The following is a 16,201-nucleotide window of genomic DNA, read 5'->3' as shown; positions in this document are numbered from 1 at the left end:
GAACTCTATTTTTAGAGAACCTACCATTCTTTAAGAATGGTAGGTTTTTTTATACTTTATAAACTCTTATAAACTAGAGGTACACTTAAAGCCATAACTTAATACGCCAGTCCAAAATAATCCATAACCTCTTCGTAGCTCATTTTTTTAAAGTTGGGTTGTTCAGAACGCCCAGAAAGTGAAACCCCGCCAGGAACCATTACATACTTGTATTGCGGCCTAGCAATAGATGAGCCCGTTAATTCATGCTCGCTAAGTTCTGTATCATCCGTGGAGTGTGCTCCAAAACGTATTTCGCCCCTATCCGAAAAATGGATGGCAACAAAATCTCTCCGTATAGCAAAAGAAGAGTGATCAAATACCAAGGGTAATTGATATACAGTATTTGAGCTGCTTCTATAATAGCCTAATACAAAACCGCCATTATTTAAAAATTCTTGGGTAAGTCTAATTTCGTCAACTTTCATGCTTTTGGAATCTGGTCCATCATAGTAGCTAAAATCTTGATCTAACCAATCGCTGTACATCACGTTTGCAGCCCCTGTTTCGCCTGTATCTCCTTTTGGACCTTGCTCGCCTTGCGCTCCCGTTGCTCCTGCTACACCTGGCTCACCTTGAATTCCTTGTTCTCCTTGTTCTCCTGCTGGGCCCATTGGACCTATATCTCCATCTGCTGAATCTTTGCTACAAGATGTTATTGCTAGAGCCATTACCATTAAGCCGCTCAATAAAATTTTCAGTGTAGTTTTCATAATATTTACGAATTTCGGTTTTACACTTATTAATGGTATCAGAGGTAAAGGGTTAACATTAGAAATAAAAAAAAGTGGGAATTGATTATTGGTAGATGCAGAAAGAGTATTTAATTTTTTGGTACTTGGCCAATCATTGAAATAGGTGCTAACACTCTGATTACCTATTTTAATTACTGATGAAGGGTCATTTTCAATAATATTATAATTATCAGCTAGTGCAAATACGTCTGGCCATAAAACAGCTTTCTTTGTATCGCTATTACTTAGAGCACCAAGCACACTGCTATGCATATAGCGGCTCCCCTAGTTCTACACGATTTAGAATTGTTTTGTCCATACCGAAGAGATAACTTTCCTAATTATTAAATACTTACATTGCCGGTAATTGAAAAACTTTATGTTTTGCCCAAAAGCCGTTAGTAAACGAATTAGGAACAAGCCCATAGGGCCTTACAAGGAAAATACCTTGATTTTTTGGCTGACCTCGGAACATTTCATCTGGATTATAGCGTACATGTTAATCATAAAATTAAATAATGGAACAACTCAATGAATTTCAAACGATGTGGATGTCATATCCAGATCCATCATCAGTATTAGACCAAGCCTTTAGTAAAACTAACAGCCCCGAAACCAGTGAAGCCACAAGAAATTGGATTCATAGTTCTTTTCATAATACATGTTGTGTACGGTTATGCTATTCCTTAAACGATACAGTTTCTCATAGAGTGACTCAAACTGATGCGAGAGCGGCCGGTTTATCTATTTCAGATTATGTAACGGGAAAAAATGGCAAGTATATTTTTAATGTCCCTAATGTAAGTCAATATTTAAACGATAGGTACGGAGCACCTACCATGAAATGGGAAGGCACAAGTAATCCTAGTAGAGAGGATTTTGCAAAAGAAATTGAAAATCAACAAGGAATAATTATATTTCACGAGCAAATGCCTGGTCTAAACGGTCACGTAGATTTGTGGGAAAAAGGATTGGTTAAAACTTATAATTTATTTGATACAGCTCATTCCATGGAATTCTGGGTAGTGTCTAACTAAAACGTCTAAGATGAAAAAGATTTTTCAACTCATTGCATTTTTACTACTTGCAAGTTGTAATTCACAATCCAAAAAAATCATACCCTTTGAAACCGAAAATGGTTGGGGGTATAAACAAAATGAAGAAATCATAATACAACCCCAATTTGGAATAGCTAGTGAATTTACGGACTGCGGTATTGCGGCGGTAGGAGATAGTGAAAACGGAAATTACTACATTGATAAGGATGGAAAAAAATTAAATATTCCGGTCTTAGAAGTCGGCAATTTTGTTGATAGTTTTCAAGAAGGTTACGCCCGTTTTAAAAAAGATGGTAAAATAGGTTTCATAGACGAATGTGGAGAAATAGTTATACCTGCGCAATTTGAAAGTGTTACGTCGTTCAAAAATCAAATAGCCATTGTTAGTAAAGGATTTGAAGTAATTACAAACGGTCCGTACAAAACACAAAAAGGAGGTACCTATGGGGCAATTGATAAAGATGGAAATTTGATCATACCTTATAAATTTGACTTTATTTCAAGTTTTTCAGACGAAAAAACTGCAAATGCTAAGATTGACGGAAAGGATGTTATTATCAATGCAAAAGGTGAAATCGTAAAATAACGCTATTAATTTTATAAGATAAAGAGTCGAATTTTTCTGAGAACCTATAGTTCTGTAAGCATTATTTAAAATGAAAAAAGCACTTTTAATAGTCTTCTTATTGGGTTTTACATTCGGTTTTTCGCAAACGGAGGTGGCACAAATAGACTTATCTGATGGTGCTCTGGAGTTGACAGAACAGAACGTTATCTATGACCCCAGTTACTTTTCTATTGATTACCCCAATGGAGATGTGCCTAGTAACAAAGGAGTTTGTACAGATGTTGTTATACGTGCCTATCGAAAAATTGGAATTGATCTTCAGAAAGAAGTTCATGAAGATATGAAGGCCAATTTCAGTGTCTATCCTAAAAATTGGGGCCTTACCTCTACGGATAAAAATATTGACCATAGAAGGGTTCCAAACCTAATGACCTATTTTAAACGGCAAGGTGCGGAAAAACCAATTTCCGACAACCCAGAGGATTACGCATCCGGAGATCTAGTTTGTTGGAATCTGGGAGGCGGCACAACCCATATTGGCATTGTAGTGGGCAAGAAATCAGAAGATGGAAACCGAAACTTAATCGTGCACAATATTGGTGGAGGTCAAGTTTTAGCAGATTGCCTTTTTGACTATACCATTATTGGTCATTACCGTTATAAACCATAAGAACGCTTGATTACAATTAATGTACTTAAATTCCAAGAAAGCACATAAAGAGATACTGGAACTATTTTCTATTAAGCTGTCCAATACGATGCTTTTATTAGAAAAGGGCCAATCTTGAACAAAAAAAAGGCTATCTAATTTAGATAGCCTTTCTTGTATTAGGGTTACTTAGAACTATTTTATGACTTTTACATCAATTGAAATTCTATCGGCGTTCAAAAGATTAATCTTAATCGCTCCTATTTTACTTTCGGCAGTTTTAAAAAGAACTACGTCTCTATAGGTGATTGGTTGAGATTCATCATCATTAATAACGGTAAGGTCTTTAAGTAAGGTATCATCCTCGATCGAATCAAATTGTTCTGCCGTCATTTCTACATTGGCCATTTGTATTAGTGTGGTCTTTGCTCCCTCTATCTCTTCAAAATCCCGGTCATTATCAGGGCTATTAAAAGCAATAAAAGCCTGGTTAGCAAAAGATATCAAATCAATTTCAGCAATATTTTCTTCGCTAACTTCAGATTGTTTGTAAGTCTCCCCTGTAGTAACAGAAAAAGCGACACCATACTCGTCAGAATCTGAATCTATTAGTTTTAGCTCAACATCTTCATAGGATAAAATAGCACCGGTTTCTTCTACTACAACTTCATCTTCACTATCATCATCCGAACATGAAGTAAATCCAACAAATAATACGAGTAATGGCAATACTAAGATTTTTTTCATCTTGAAATTTTAAAGATTAGAACTTACAAACGGGAAAGAAGTTGTCTTTATTGCAATAATTTAAGCGGTCCTGATGATAAACACCTGATTATGTAATAGGCATTTATGGTTTGCCTTAAGAATAATTTTATAGATATATTTCTGAAGGTATATCTTGTTACATGTGGATTTCATTTCGCATGTAATAAGGTTTATCAGTTTAAGAGTAAAGCCTATTTCAGAAATTGGAACGTAGCTTAATTAACTATCCAATATTCTTGATGCATGTTCATATCCTATAATATAAGCTTTATAGATTCCTTTTGGGTCCAAAACATCTAAATGATCTAGCTCTTTAGGCATAAGCATAAGATTTGCATAATGTAGTTTATTTACAGCATTTGAGTGCAACATTAGAAGCTTGGTGCGTTGCGTTAATTCCAATTGGTTCTTAAGCACTCCTATGCCCACATCTTTCATAGAAGATGTATAGCTTCCTATGATATAATCGGTTCTTGTTTTGAGCGGTTCAATAGGAAAATTGTTCATAATGCCACCATCTGCATATAAACGCCCATTAATGGATACGGGATTAAAAACGGGTGGTAAAGCCGCAGAGGCCAAAACGGCTTTAAGAAGACTTCCGCTACTAAAAAACTTAGAACTGCCATTTTGAAGATCGGTGGCTACTACGAACAATTTTTTCTCAAGCGCCTCGAACATATCTACAGGGAAATATTTTCTAAAAAATGCTATGTACTCCTTCGTGTCAAATAAACCGGCCTTACTAATGGTCAGGAAATTATATTTTAGTAACGGAGTTTCTTTAAAAATGACCAGTATTTCTGATGGAGCAATACCATTAGCGTATAAAGCGCCAACAATGGCACCAGCACTTACTCCAGATATGACATCCGGATAAATTTGGTGTTCCATTAGTGCCTTGAGAATACCTACGTGGGCCATCCCTTTAATTCCTCCACTAGACAATACAATCCCAATGGTTTTATTTTTTAGGCGCTCTTCCATTTTCATATGAACAGCCATATTTTAATTTCCATCTTCCGTATTAGCGAATTCAGATTTATATTTTTCCAAAAACTGCTTTTGCCTTTCTATCATTCGTTTTCTTGTTTTGTCTATATCCATGAAGTCTTTTCCGAAATCACTTCCAAAAAAATCATCGTTAAAAAAATGTTTGCTAAAAAGTGAATCTCGAGAAAAAATATCTTCAAAGCCCTCATTTCTAAATCCTGAATAATCCGTAAAGAATCTTGATTTAAAAGATTGCATTAAACTATCCCTATCTAGGGCGCTAAGATTATCTACTTTGCTATTGGAAGACCAAGAATATATACTATCATACTGTATTAAATTCCCGTTTTCATCAAATTTCTTATCCACCTTCCATGTTCCTTTAGGTTGTACTACAGCACTCTCCCCACTTTCTTTTATATCGGCTTTTTTTATTTCGTTCTTTTGTCCGTTACAACTCAAACATAACAAGCCAACCATACCTACTAAAATATATTTTTTCATGACTATAGATTTTATGTTAAACTTAATTTTGGGGTTGTAGAAAATGTCTTGAAAAAACCACCAGTATCCATTATTCTGATCAGTTTATTTTGGTGGAACACTTCAGATTTTCTTTCCCCATTCTTATACCAAACACATTCTACATAACTATCATTATCAACCAGGCCAAGTATGGCATTTTTCTTGGGCACGTATTTAAGAACTTGCATTTTGCGAGCGGTAATGCTTCCTTTGATTTTTACCCAATCTCCAGGTTTAAACTTTTTCTTCATAACATATAATTTTAAAGAATGAATGAAATAATTGGGAAGGATACTGGTAAAACCAGCATCCTCCTCAATATCTTTCTCTAAAATTTGGTGAAGTAGCTACGAAATTTCAATATTCCTAGCAGGCTTGCGTTTGGCCTCTTCTTTTTTTGGTAAAAGAATGCTTAGAATACCATCTTGATAACTTGCATTAACCTTTTCGTCGTTCACGGTTTCGGGCAACGTAAAGGACCTTTTGAAAGAGGAGTACCCGTATTCCCTACGGGTATACGTATCTTCCTTATGCTCATTCGTCTCCGTGGTTTCTGTAGAAATAGATAACACTTGATTGTCCAAGTCTATCTGAAAATCTGATTTCTTTAGGCCTGGAACTGCCATTTCTAGAATGAAATCATCTGCCGTTTCTTTGATGTTTACTTTTGGCAAGGTAATTCCTGTATTAAAATTAGAGGTAAATACAGACGGTAGACCAATGTCAAAGACATCATCTAACCAAGTTGACAAGGTTGGGAAGTTTACATTTGAATTTGTTTTGGCTAAACTTCCGTTTTTAGGAACATTAACTAAAGTGCTCATAATAACAAAATTTTAAATTAAACATTATTTCAAATTTGTAACCTTTGGATTACACTTTTTCCTCAGCAAAAAAAATACCAAAATGGATTACATTCTTTTTCTGACAATTTGGTCTATCCCGCTAAGATATTTTGTCATAATTCTGCATAATTGTCATTTTAAAAGTCTTCGTAAAATGACATATTTTCTATTTTTTTTGCAGTCCCAATACCCCATCAGGATAGGTTTGACTTGTTCGTCTTAACATATATTCTTATGATTTAGCATTTGACAAGAACTCTGTAAGAAATATCATATGTTTAAATGATTGTAGTATAATATATTTTACGATATTAGTGAGGTAATTTTCAGATTCGTATTCAATCCTATTCAGCAGAACATGAAAACTAGAAGCAACTTCCCACTAACACTTACACAACGGCAAGAGGCTACTATTTTAAATAGTTTTCAAATAGATTCCCAAAGACTCCTTGCAGCTACGAACGGGGTTCTTCAAAAGCTAAATTTTAAAACAAAAAAGGAAACCAATAGCGTTGATTTTATTTATCCGGTTGGGTTCACTACCCATTCAGGACAAAATGAATTAGAGGGAATGAGAACCTTACGGCAAGGGACCATTAAGCTCATTAAGCTGCCAAACGATAAGATTGAGATTAGAAGTAGTATCAACCTCAAACACCTTGCTATTGTAGCTAGCGGTATTGGATTGGTATTTTATCTCGTGGGATTTTATATTTCAGTGGTCGATAGAAGTATGGAACATATAGCGCTAAGCTTAATTCTCATCGTCAGTATTCTAGTAATCGATAGAATTTACATCAAAAATAAAGTTGCGAATATTCTAAATGAAATAGTGCAAAGCGCTACTAAATCAATCTAAAAGGATTTCAATGAAAAAATTAATTCTAAGCCTAGTTCTCCTTGTATCCATAGCATCTTGTGATGATTGTGGAGATATTGCTTGTGTCACAAGCCCACCTGTCTTTTATTTAGAACTAATAGACAAGGTTTCCGGTGAAAATTTACTTACCAATGGTACCTATAGTGAAAACGATATAAGCATAACAAATCTTGAAGAACAGGGCAAAGAAGTGGAATTTGTCTTTGAAGAGGAAGATGGGGTGAACCTTATATATTTATATCCTGGCTCGGAACCGGGAAGTGTTGCTTACAATCTTACAATTGGTTCAGAATCTATTTTCAATTTATTTGCAACCCTTGAAATAAGAAAAAGCGACTGTTGTAATACTACAGTTACTACGGAGTTTAGTATAGAAAATGCTGAGTACGAACGAGATGAAAATACCGGTAATTACAAGATTTTTGTAGACTAGATACTAAGGGCATTGTTATTATTCAATCTTTTAAGAGCATTTAATACTGTTTTTGAGATACATTATAAGACATTATTGCAGACCTTTGTATACTATAATTAGTACGCCGGTCCCCAAGTCTAATATCTGTTTTCAATGAAAAATTTTACTTGTCAGCATTGCTCTAATGTGGTGTACTTTGAAAACCACACCTGTGTGGCCTGTAAACAATGGTTGGGATACGAGCCCTATTCCTCGCGAATGCTTGCCACGAGCTCACAACAGTCTTCTCCTATATTTCATTTAGAGGGAAGAAATTATATGTATTGCAATAACCACCAACACCATGTGTGCAATTGGCTCATTGAAGCCAATAGTACTGGTACCTTTTGTGAGGCTTGTAAACTAAACCGTACCATTCCCAACCTTTCCGTACAAGATTATGTTAAGGAATGGAAAAATCTAGAACGTGCCAAACATAGACTTATATATGCCCTAAAAAGATGGAGACTGCCTTTCTACCGTTCCACTCCGGGCAGTTATAATTTGGAATTCAATTTTCTTTCGGGAGATGAAAAACTAAAAGATAACCAATCTGCGATGACAGGCCATGCCAACGGTCTTGTTACCATAAACCTTGCAGAGGCAGATGCTATTTCCAGGGAGCAGGTACGGCAAGAGCTTGAAGAACCTTACCGTACGCTTATAGGACACTTTAGGCACGAAGTAGGACACTACTATTGGGACCGACTTATTTACGAAAACCCTAATAACCTAGCTGCATTCCGGAATCTTTTTGGAGATGATCGTGCAGACTATGGTCAGGCTTTAGAACAGCATTATAAAAAAGAGGTCAGTTATAGTTGGAAAGGAAACTATATAAGCAAATATGCCAGTTCTCACCCTTGGGAAGATTGGGCAGAAACTTGGGCGCACTATTTACATATGGTAGATATGCTGGATACAGCACTGAATTTTGGATTGCTCAGCAATACGGAAACCAAGGTTGTAAATGCTTACAACCATTCTAATTTTATGGATATTTTTGAAGCTATTGTACCCTTGTCCATTGCCGTAAACAGCTTAAACCGAAGCATGGGTCAACCAGATGTATACCCATTCGTAACGCCTAAAAACGTATTGCAAAAATTAGAGTTTGTACACCAAGTTTTACGAAATTATACTACTGTTAACAACTAGATTTTCTATAGAACAACATCCGGAAATGAAAAAAACCAAGGCTAGAAAAGCATTTTCATTTTCATATGTAAAAGATATGTATTAACTTAGTAATGAGCTCGTAACCTACTAGCATACAGTAGTATATCTTACTTAATAACCTACATTCTTAAATCTAGCCCTATGGAACTACTATTAAAAGGTAATACCTATACGAACTATTTTTTTATGCTTTTTGGATTAATTGGCGCTACGTTTTATTTTTTAGAAGGCAGCTATACCCGAGGTGGTATTTTGGCCCTTGTTGGCTTTGCTTATTTAGCCAAAATCTTAGAGCCTTTGTTTAGGAAGAGATAGAACAACCGTATCTATTTCTCTACATTATACACATCCTTTAGCACTGAGATTACAGAGCCCTCAAAATAAGTATTGAGGTCGTACCGTATTCTTACTTTCGTACCTAAAGGAGCGTAGTAATAAATTACCCAAGCATCACCCTCGGCAGTACCTATGCATCCGTTAGAATATGCTTTCCCTAAACTTTTGGGGTTTGTAGTGGGGTGAATCATTTGTCCGTTTCTAATGCCATTAATTTCGGTTTCCATCCAAGGAATTTGCGGCATTTGGGTAAGTTTTCCATCATCACGATGGGTGGTATAAAACTGTTTTCCATTTACCGGATTATAAAATTCAGGATGTTTGGCATGTCTGATTATAATGCCTTCACCTGTTTTTGTCCTTAAATCCGTTATACGGTCCCCCATTTTCAAATACCGTTGTTTGTCCTGCCCTACACGCACTATAAAGGTTCGTTTTAAAATAGAATCTTGATAAATACGTAGTTTAAACTCAGGTATATTCACTTCTATTTCCGTATTTGCAAAATCATCTAAAATGCGACAAGCGCTGGTAGAATCCGGAAGATGTAGCACACTTCCTTTGGGTAGTGCTATCATTTGTCTTTGGTCATATACAAAAGAGTCCCGCTCCATCATACGGTAGTAATCGGTATTCGCTAATGTATCTATAACCCAAGGATTATTCCGCACCAAAAGATGTTCAGAAAGCGGATATGGCACTATAGAGTCATAGCGTACCACTAAAGAATCCAAATACTGGAAATACTCCGCTATCCTTACATTCCTTTTAACTTTTATATCCTCATATGTTTTCGGTTTTTTAATAGGAGTAGCTATGGTATCACCCAACGTTTCAGCCGGTATAGCATCATGTTCTTTTACTTTTTTCGTAGCTTTTTTGCAAGCTTCTACGCAAAAGAACAGTAGTATGACGAAAAGAATACGTGATACATTTAAAAATTGAAAGGACTTTGGTTCTTTTTGGTTTTTCACCATAGGGGACATATTATTTGGGCTACATATACAACACCTATATTCCGCCTAATATAGCCAATGTATTAGGTATTGGGTGCTACAAAATCAAACGCTTCATCTAACTGAGACATATCAAAATAACGTTTTCGATACCCTCTTTGGAGACTTGAATAAATTACTTGTATAAACTCCTTACTCTTATTTTTACTGACTTTTAGCGCATCTAAGTTTACTAAGACGTTTAGAGGACTATATCCTTTTTGAACCTTTGCCATAAAAAACTTTTGATTAGCTTTTTATCGGTTTCCGCACATTCGCCTATAACTTCCAAAGCCAATGTGTTTCCCGGAGAAATCTTTAGTTTTTTTACTATGACCCTAGTTTTTGGACATAATCAAAAGTAAAAACTATGGACTACCTATACCATGATTTTTGTCAGTAATATTGTTCCGAGGTTTTAAGAAATGATTCGTCCGTCTTCCATTTGAATAATACGATCCGTTCGTTTTGCAAAGTCTTCATCATGGGTTACGATCAAAAGTGAAAGACCTTCTTCTTCCTTCAATTTTTTAAAAATATGAAATACATTGTCCGCATTATGGCTATCCAAATTTCCAGTTGGTTCATCTCCCATAAGAATTACGGGGTTGTTTATTAAAGCCCTAGCAATGGCCACACGTTGCTTTTCACCACCCGATATACGTGACGCCCTTTGATGAGCCAAATAATCGATTTTTAGCATTTCGAGCTTCTGCATGGCATCTCGCTCAATAGCTGTATGCGATTTCTCGTTTAGTTTTTTTGCGGGAAGCATTACATTCTCCAATACCGTAAATTCAGATAACAAATAGTGAAACTGAAATACAAAACCAATATGTTTATTTCGCATTCGCGATAGTTCATTGTGGTGCCTTCCGGTAACCAGCTCATGGTTGAGATACAATTCTCCCGTATACTCCGTATCCATTGTGGAGAGAATATAGAGCAAAGTAGACTTTCCTGAACCTGATTTTCCCATGATAGATGCAAACTCCCCTACTCTTACCGCAAAAGAAATATCCTTGAGTACATGAAAGTCTTTTGGCTTATAAAAGTGCTTATTTATATCTTTCGTTTCTAGAACATACTCCATTTTATCACGCTTTAAGTTCCACGAATTATAATTACCGGATCAATGCGTCTTGCTTTTGCAGAAGGTAACCAACCGGCCACGAAAGTAGAAAGTAACGCGAAAACAAGGCCCACAACGTAGTAACCTAAATTATAACTAACAGGGTATGTTGTAATTGTTGGTAAAGCCGAGGTTTCAAAAGCCAGGTTATCTATTACTCGGGAAAGCACGTAACCAATGATCAAACCCAATCCGCCCCCGACAAGCCCAATAATCATAGCTTGACTCATAAAAATAAGCTGTACATCTAGACCAGAGAACCCAATAGCTTTTAAAATGGCGATATCCTTCATTTTTTCATAAATAAGCATGTTGAGTATATTGTAAATACCAAAACCTGCTACAATCAACAGCGTTATGGACACCGCATAGGTTATAAGATTTCTAATATTAGAACCGGTCTCAAACTGTGCATTGGCCTCATTGATATCCGTTGCTTTTACCATAAATTGCTTTTGTAACCGTTTGGCCAATGTCGGAGCCAAAGAAATATCGTTTAATCTAATATTAATATCGGTAATATAATTTTGTGCCTCACCCATAATACGTTGTACGGTCTTGAGATTGGCAAAACTCTGACTGTTATCTACAGTTGCAACCCCGCTTTGATAAAAGCCCACGATCTTAAGAGGAAAAATAGCTCCCCCTACGGTACTAATTTGTACCCTATCCCCAACTGACAAAGACATTTTTTCAGCAAGACCAGAACCCAATAAGATTCCGTTATCCGTATTCTTAAGGGCTTCTGGCGTTCCGTTTACGATATAATCGCCCATGCTAGAAAGTCGGGTTTCCTCCATAACATTAATACCGATCAAAGCGCCACTTAGTTCAATTGAACCCGACAAATAGAAGATTTGAGCCTGTAACTGAGGTGTCGCCCCCTTTACGTCTTTATCTTGTTTTAAATAGTTGAGAATGGGCAATGCATTGTGAATCTTTTTCTGAATTTGTCTAGGTCTAATGGAATGCACTACGTTCATAGAATTTTCAAATTCATCGTACAAGGATATTGGTTGGGTTTCACTTGGCTCAATTTCATTGTATAGATGTATGTGAGGGGTTTGGTTCAATACCAGCCCATCTAGCATATCATTTAAACCTGTCATAAAGCTAATCATTGTAATATATGCGCCGATACCAAAAGTAACGCCAAGAGCTGCCGTAGCTGTCGACTTCATTTTTGTTACCAAATGTGTCTTGGCAATATTCAATATAACACTCCAATTTATCATTGCTCAGGTTTAATAAGCGCTGTACTTTCGCTGATGCCTTCCATAATTTCAACATACTCCAAATTCTGCAACCCTACGGAAACGCCTACAGGGCCATTTTCAGTTTGCACTTTGTTACCCTCCATCAGATAATCTTTAGGTATGGTCAAAACCCCCTTCTTCTTAGCGATAATAATGTTGCCTTCACCTGCAAGACCAGGGTACAATTTTTTTGGAGGTTTATCAAAACTAGCTTCTACCGTAAAGGTTTGAGACCGTTCATCTTTTCGCGGATATATTTTGGTAACCGTAGCATCAAAAACCTGATTTTCATAGGCATCTAAGGTTACCAAAGTTTTTTGGCCTAAACTTAGTTTTACGATATCAACCTCATCTACAAGCATTTTAATGATAAAAACCGCATCGCTACCTACCGCAGCAACAGGCTCCGTAATGTTTACAATTTCACCCGATTCTTTCATAAGCTCATAAACCTTACCATTGATTTTACTTGTGACGGTAAAGTCTTCGGTATTGATTTTTGCTTGCTCATAATTGTTCTGTGCCTGATTTACCTGAGTCTGCAGTTCATTCTTCGTTCTCCTATATTTGCTTTGCAACAATTTTAAATTATTACGAGAAAGCTCATACGTTAATTTGCGTGTATCAAAATCTGATTTTGAGCCTATCTTCTGCTCCCACAACCGTTTTTGCCTGAAGTAATTGATGGAGTCATTATAGTAGGTGAGCTCTGCGGCCCGTATCTCATCTTTGATACCATCTAGCACTGCAGCGCTTCCTTTATAATTCTCTCGTGCCAATTGTAATGAGAGTTTAGCATTTTCCGTATTCAGTTTAGGCGTGTTATTGATTATCTGTAATAAGGGGGTTCCTTTTTTTACCACATCGCCCTCTTCCACCAAGTTACGGTCTAAAATTCCGCCTACTGCGGAATACACCTGATACAAACTATCTGGCTGAATGGTTGCTGAAGCATAGACAGATTCGGTCAGCTCTGTTTTCCTCGGGAAAATTTTCTCCTTTTTTTCACCACAGGACTGCAATACCAACACCAAAACCAAAATGAATAGATAACGCATACTATAGAATTTGCCACTATTCAAATTAAGTTGAAATTCCATTCTTAGAACATGAGATAAATCATGTAAAAGGTCATTCTAATACGATAATTTGTAATTTGAATTACGGTTTTAGCAGCGATAGCTCTTTTCTATTGAGCTATAAATCAATATTCATCAATTAAATACAGCTATAATTCCACTTATTTTTATAAAAAGAATTTGTCATGGCCGTCGAAAATTTTGGTATTAAAGGACTAACGGATGAGGAAGTTTTAAAGTCTAGAAAGACCCATGGAGCCAATTCATTTACCTATAAAGAAAAAAATGGATTTCTAGATGCGCTCAAAAGCATCGTGAAAGAACCTATGATTCTTTTGTTACTTGTTGCCTCTTCTATCTATTTTATTACCGGAAATCATGGCGATGGAATTTTTATGGTCGTTGCCATACTTCTTGTGGGTTCCATATCCCTATACCAAGATTCTAGAAGTAGGAAAGCCTTAGAGAAATTAAAGAACCTTACCGAACCCAATTGTCGCGTTATTCGCAATGGGGTAACTATTGAAATTCCCAGTGAAGAACTCGTAATCGGTGATAGCCTGATCGTTGAAGAGGGTACCATGGTTCCCGCAGACGGCTCTATTATTCACTCCAACGATTTTTCAGTTAACGAATCCATTCTAACCGGAGAATCCCTTGCGCTTTTTAAAGATGCTTCTTCTATTGACAATACTATTTTTAGTGGCACTACCGTAGCCAGTGGTCTTGCCATAGCAACCGTAACCGCAATTGGCAACCATACCCAATTAGGGAAAATCGGCAACAGCCTAGCTACTATTGAAGAAGAGAAGACTCCCCTTGAATTGCAGATCGCCAATTTTGTAAAGTATATGGCTATTTGGGGCGGTATCACCTTTCTGCTGGTTTGGGGCATTAATTATTACAACTCTCATAATGTATTGGATAGCTTACTAAAAGCATTGACCCTTGCCATGAGTATTCTTCCTGAAGAAATACCGGTAGCGTTCACCACTTTTATGGCCTTAGGCGCATGGCGGTTAATGAAATTAGGGGTTGTCGTGAAGCAAATGAAAACCGTTGAAACCTTGGGTAGCGCTACCGTAATTTGTACCGACAAAACAGGAACACTTACCCAAAACAAAATGAGTCTGGCTGGTTTGTTTTCCTTAAAATCCGGTAAAATTTCTACTGTAAAAGGTCAATTAGGGAAAGAAGAAAAAGAACTGATTACCGTTGCCATGTGGGCTAGTGAGCCTATTCCTTTTGACCCCATGGAAATTGCACTACATGAGGCCTATTCAAAGCAGACCACCATAGATGAAAGGCCAACTTATCATATGATACACGAATATCCTTTGGGGGGTAAACCACCAATGATGACGCATTTGTTCGAAAATGAAACAGGCCAACGTATTATTGCTGCTAAAGGTGCGCCGGAAGCCCTAATTGAACTTTCTAACCTTACGCATGACGAAAAGGAATCTATTTACGCTACGATTGATGAGTTGGGCGAGCAAGGATATAGATTACTGGGGGTGGGACAAGCCGCTTTCAAGGGAACCGACTTCCCCCAACATCAGCAAGATTTTTCTTTTGAATTTAAAGGCCTTGTAGTTTTCTATGATCCTCCAAAGGAAAATATCAACCAGGTACTTAGAGATTTTGATACAGCAGGAATTAACGTAAAACTAGTAACCGGAGATAACGCTGCCACAGCTGTTGCCATTGCCAAAGAAATAAATTTTGTTGGATATGACAAATGCATGTCCGGTGATGAATTAATGCAATTATCCGATACCGAGTTACAACTTAAAGTCAAAGACATCCAAGTTTTTAGTCGCATGTTTCCCGAAGCTAAACTTAGAATAATAAATGCTTTAAAAGCAAATAATGAAGTAGTGGCCATGACGGGTGATGGCGTTAATGACGGTCCTGCATTAAAAGCCGCTCATATTGGTATTGCTATGGGCAAAAAGGGAACTGAAATTGCCAAACAGGCCGCCTCATTGATTTTGGTAGATGACGATTTATCTAAAATGGTGGATGCCATTGCCATGGGAAGAAAGATTTATACAAACCTTAAAAAAGCGATTCAGTATATTATCTCTATCCATATTCCTATAATACTAACGGTATTTATTCCTTTGGCCTTGCGGTGGATATATCCGTCCATATTTTCACCATCGCATGTAATAATACTGGAATTGATTATGGGTCCCACTTGCTCCATTATTTACGAAAACGAACCCATGGAGAAGAACACCATGCTTAAAAAACCAAGGCCGTTCACCACCACATTCTTTAAATTTAATGAGCTATGGACCAGCATCATACAAGGCTTGGCCATAACTTTGGGGTCGTTAATAATATATCAATATGCTGTAAAACAAGGTTTTAATGAAGCTACTACACGTACTATGGTTTTTATGGTATTGATTGTTGCCAATATCTTTTTAACGTTGGTAAACCGTTCATTTTACTTCTCATTGTTTACCACTTTAAAATATAAAAACAACCTTGTAGGATTGATTATAGGAGTTACTATAGCCCTTTCCGCACTCCTGCTCTATGTGCCACCATTAACTGCCTTTTTTGAGTTTAAAACGTTAACCTTAAATCAATTATCAATAAGTCTGCTAGCGGGAAGTATTTCCGTATTGTGGTATGAATTGGTAAAAATGGGCAAACGGGCTAAAGCCACACAAGATTAGATCAAGTCTTTAGGAAAG

Annotated in this window: 19 protein-coding genes; 8 read left to right on the top strand and 11 right to left on the bottom strand. The window is 36.7% G+C overall.

What is annotated here, in order from left to right:
- Positions 1-98: 98 nt before the first annotated feature.
- Positions 99-1,046 carry a collagen-like protein gene (locus KO521_RS20520; RefSeq protein WP_215938191.1) on the bottom strand — a complete coding sequence of 316 codons (948 nt, stop codon included), beginning with the start codon at positions 1,044-1,046 and terminating at the stop codon, positions 99-101.
- Positions 1,047-1,291: 245 nt separating this feature from the next.
- Between KO521_RS20520 and KO521_RS01775 the strand changes: the two genes are divergently transcribed.
- From KO521_RS01775 to KO521_RS01765, 3 genes are all read left to right on the top strand, one after another.
- Positions 1,292-1,810: a T6SS effector amidase Tae4 family protein gene (locus tag KO521_RS01775; RefSeq protein WP_215938190.1), complete on the top strand. Its 519-nt coding sequence runs from the start codon at positions 1,292-1,294 to the stop codon at positions 1,808-1,810.
- 10 nt (positions 1,811-1,820) lie between these two features.
- Positions 1,821-2,417: a WG repeat-containing protein gene (locus tag KO521_RS01770; RefSeq protein ID WP_215938189.1), complete on the top strand. Its 597-nt coding sequence runs from the start codon at positions 1,821-1,823 to the stop codon at positions 2,415-2,417.
- Positions 2,418-2,487: 70 nt separating this feature from the next.
- Positions 2,488-3,069: a DUF1287 domain-containing protein gene (locus tag KO521_RS01765; RefSeq protein ID WP_215938188.1), complete on the top strand. Its 582-nt coding sequence runs from the start codon at positions 2,488-2,490 to the stop codon at positions 3,067-3,069.
- Between the two features lie 174 nt (positions 3,070-3,243).
- On the opposite strand, the gene KO521_RS01760 is transcribed toward KO521_RS01765, so the two are convergent.
- The 5 genes from KO521_RS01760 to KO521_RS01740 form a co-directional block, all read right to left on the bottom strand.
- Positions 3,244-3,795 carry a hypothetical protein gene (locus KO521_RS01760; RefSeq protein ID WP_215938187.1) on the bottom strand — a complete coding sequence of 184 codons (552 nt, stop codon included), beginning with the start codon at positions 3,793-3,795 and terminating at the stop codon, positions 3,244-3,246.
- 240 nt (positions 3,796-4,035) lie between these two features.
- Positions 4,036-4,821 (bottom strand): patatin-like phospholipase family protein, encoded by a 786-nt coding sequence (locus tag KO521_RS01755; RefSeq protein ID WP_252729813.1) that lies wholly within the window; start codon positions 4,819-4,821, stop codon positions 4,036-4,038.
- A 3-nt stretch (positions 4,822-4,824) separates the two neighbouring features.
- Positions 4,825-5,313 (bottom strand): hypothetical protein, encoded by a 489-nt coding sequence (locus tag KO521_RS01750; RefSeq protein ID WP_215938186.1) that lies wholly within the window; start codon positions 5,311-5,313, stop codon positions 4,825-4,827.
- Between the two features lie 11 nt (positions 5,314-5,324).
- Positions 5,325-5,585: a hypothetical protein gene (locus tag KO521_RS01745; RefSeq protein WP_215938185.1), complete on the bottom strand. Its 261-nt coding sequence runs from the start codon at positions 5,583-5,585 to the stop codon at positions 5,325-5,327.
- Between the two features lie 96 nt (positions 5,586-5,681).
- A complete protein-coding gene (locus KO521_RS01740) occupies positions 5,682-6,158 on the bottom strand; it encodes an Hsp20/alpha crystallin family protein (RefSeq protein WP_215938184.1) in 477 nt (158 codons plus the stop codon).
- Positions 6,159-6,537: 379 nt separating this feature from the next.
- On the opposite strand from KO521_RS01740, the gene KO521_RS01735 reads away from it, so the two are divergent.
- The 4 genes from KO521_RS01735 (at position 6,538) to KO521_RS01720 (ending at position 9,007) form a co-directional block, all read left to right on the top strand.
- The gene (locus tag KO521_RS01735; RefSeq protein WP_215938183.1) at positions 6,538-7,038 is read left to right on the top strand and encodes a hypothetical protein; all 501 of its coding nucleotides are present in this window, start codon (positions 6,538-6,540) and stop codon (positions 7,036-7,038) included.
- 10 nt (positions 7,039-7,048) lie between these two features.
- Complete coding sequence (locus KO521_RS01730; protein ID WP_215938182.1) at positions 7,049-7,492, top strand: hypothetical protein; 444 nt, start codon at positions 7,049-7,051, stop codon at positions 7,490-7,492.
- Between the two features lie 135 nt (positions 7,493-7,627).
- The gene (locus KO521_RS01725) at positions 7,628-8,671 is read left to right on the top strand and encodes a zinc-binding metallopeptidase family protein (RefSeq protein ID WP_215938181.1); all 1,044 of its coding nucleotides are present in this window, start codon (positions 7,628-7,630) and stop codon (positions 8,669-8,671) included.
- A 162-nt stretch (positions 8,672-8,833) separates the two neighbouring features.
- The gene (locus KO521_RS01720) at positions 8,834-9,007 is read left to right on the top strand and encodes a hypothetical protein (RefSeq protein WP_215938180.1); all 174 of its coding nucleotides are present in this window, start codon (positions 8,834-8,836) and stop codon (positions 9,005-9,007) included.
- Positions 9,008-9,018: 11 nt separating this feature from the next.
- Here KO521_RS01720 and KO521_RS01715 read toward each other — a convergent pair whose 3' ends face one another.
- The 5 genes from KO521_RS01715 to KO521_RS01695 all read right to left on the bottom strand — a co-directional run bounded on the left by KO521_RS01715 (position 9,019) and on the right by KO521_RS01695 (position 13,469).
- Entirely contained in the window at positions 9,019-10,005 is a 987-nt protein-coding gene (locus KO521_RS01715; protein WP_215938179.1) for a L,D-transpeptidase, read from the bottom strand.
- A gap of 62 nt (positions 10,006-10,067) precedes the next feature.
- A complete protein-coding gene (locus KO521_RS01710; protein ID WP_215938178.1) occupies positions 10,068-10,259 on the bottom strand; it encodes a hypothetical protein in 192 nt (63 codons plus the stop codon).
- Between the two features lie 182 nt (positions 10,260-10,441).
- Complete coding sequence (locus KO521_RS01705; RefSeq protein WP_215938177.1) at positions 10,442-11,116, bottom strand: ABC transporter ATP-binding protein; 675 nt, start codon at positions 11,114-11,116, stop codon at positions 10,442-10,444.
- An 11-nt stretch (positions 11,117-11,127) separates the two neighbouring features.
- Positions 11,128-12,390, bottom strand: a complete 1,263-nt coding sequence (locus KO521_RS01700) for an ABC transporter permease (protein WP_215938176.1) — start codon at positions 12,388-12,390, stop codon at positions 11,128-11,130.
- The gene (locus tag KO521_RS01695) at positions 12,387-13,469 is read right to left on the bottom strand and encodes an efflux RND transporter periplasmic adaptor subunit (protein ID WP_215938175.1); all 1,083 of its coding nucleotides are present in this window, start codon (positions 13,467-13,469) and stop codon (positions 12,387-12,389) included. The genes KO521_RS01700 and KO521_RS01695 overlap by 4 nt, the downstream gene beginning before the upstream one ends.
- 206 nt (positions 13,470-13,675) lie before the next feature.
- Between KO521_RS01695 and KO521_RS01690 the strand changes: the two genes are divergently transcribed.
- Complete coding sequence (locus KO521_RS01690) at positions 13,676-16,183, top strand: cation-translocating P-type ATPase (RefSeq protein ID WP_215938174.1); 2,508 nt, start codon at positions 13,676-13,678, stop codon at positions 16,181-16,183.
- The last annotated feature ends 18 nt before the right edge of the window (positions 16,184-16,201 follow it).

The sequence above is a fragment of the Zobellia uliginosa genome, assembly GCF_018860745.1.
Taxonomy (GTDB): domain Bacteria; phylum Bacteroidota; class Bacteroidia; order Flavobacteriales; family Flavobacteriaceae; genus Zobellia; species Zobellia uliginosa_B.
This window is presented reverse-complemented; position numbering and strand designations above follow the sequence as displayed.

Excerpts from the sequence above, each read along its gene's own strand:
- KO521_RS20520 (WP_215938191.1), bottom strand. The coding sequence starts at position 1,046 with ATGCATAGCAGTGTGCTTGGTGCTCTAAGTAATAGCGATACAAAGAAA.
- KO521_RS01775 (WP_215938190.1), top strand. The coding sequence starts at position 1,292 with ATGGAACAACTCAATGAATTTCAAACGATGTGGATGTCATATCCAGAT.
- KO521_RS01770 (WP_215938189.1), top strand. The coding sequence starts at position 1,821 with ATGAAAAAGATTTTTCAACTCATTGCATTTTTACTACTTGCAAGTTGT.
- KO521_RS01765 (WP_215938188.1), top strand. The coding sequence starts at position 2,488 with ATGAAAAAAGCACTTTTAATAGTCTTCTTATTGGGTTTTACATTCGGT.
- KO521_RS01760 (WP_215938187.1), bottom strand. The coding sequence starts at position 3,795 with ATGAAAAAAATCTTAGTATTGCCATTACTCGTATTATTTGTTGGATTT.
- KO521_RS01755 (WP_252729813.1), bottom strand. The coding sequence starts at position 4,821 with ATGGCTGTTCATATGAAAATGGAAGAGCGCCTAAAAAATAAAACCATT.
- KO521_RS01750 (WP_215938186.1), bottom strand. The coding sequence starts at position 5,313 with ATGAAAAAATATATTTTAGTAGGTATGGTTGGCTTGTTATGTTTGAGT.
- KO521_RS01745 (WP_215938185.1), bottom strand. The coding sequence starts at position 5,585 with ATGAAGAAAAAGTTTAAACCTGGAGATTGGGTAAAAATCAAAGGAAGC.
- KO521_RS01740 (WP_215938184.1), bottom strand. The coding sequence starts at position 6,158 with ATGAGCACTTTAGTTAATGTTCCTAAAAACGGAAGTTTAGCCAAAACA.
- KO521_RS01735 (WP_215938183.1), top strand. The coding sequence starts at position 6,538 with ATGAAAACTAGAAGCAACTTCCCACTAACACTTACACAACGGCAAGAG.
- KO521_RS01730 (WP_215938182.1), top strand. The coding sequence starts at position 7,049 with ATGAAAAAATTAATTCTAAGCCTAGTTCTCCTTGTATCCATAGCATCT.
- KO521_RS01725 (WP_215938181.1), top strand. The coding sequence starts at position 7,628 with ATGAAAAATTTTACTTGTCAGCATTGCTCTAATGTGGTGTACTTTGAA.
- KO521_RS01720 (WP_215938180.1), top strand. The coding sequence starts at position 8,834 with ATGGAACTACTATTAAAAGGTAATACCTATACGAACTATTTTTTTATG.
- KO521_RS01715 (WP_215938179.1), bottom strand. The coding sequence starts at position 10,005 with ATGGTGAAAAACCAAAAAGAACCAAAGTCCTTTCAATTTTTAAATGTA.
- KO521_RS01710 (WP_215938178.1), bottom strand. The coding sequence starts at position 10,259 with ATGGCAAAGGTTCAAAAAGGATATAGTCCTCTAAACGTCTTAGTAAAC.
- KO521_RS01705 (WP_215938177.1), bottom strand. The coding sequence starts at position 11,116 with ATGGAGTATGTTCTAGAAACGAAAGATATAAATAAGCACTTTTATAAG.
- KO521_RS01700 (WP_215938176.1), bottom strand. The coding sequence starts at position 12,390 with ATGATAAATTGGAGTGTTATATTGAATATTGCCAAGACACATTTGGTA.
- KO521_RS01695 (WP_215938175.1), bottom strand. The coding sequence starts at position 13,469 with ATGCGTTATCTATTCATTTTGGTTTTGGTGTTGGTATTGCAGTCCTGT.
- KO521_RS01690 (WP_215938174.1), top strand. The coding sequence starts at position 13,676 with ATGGCCGTCGAAAATTTTGGTATTAAAGGACTAACGGATGAGGAAGTT.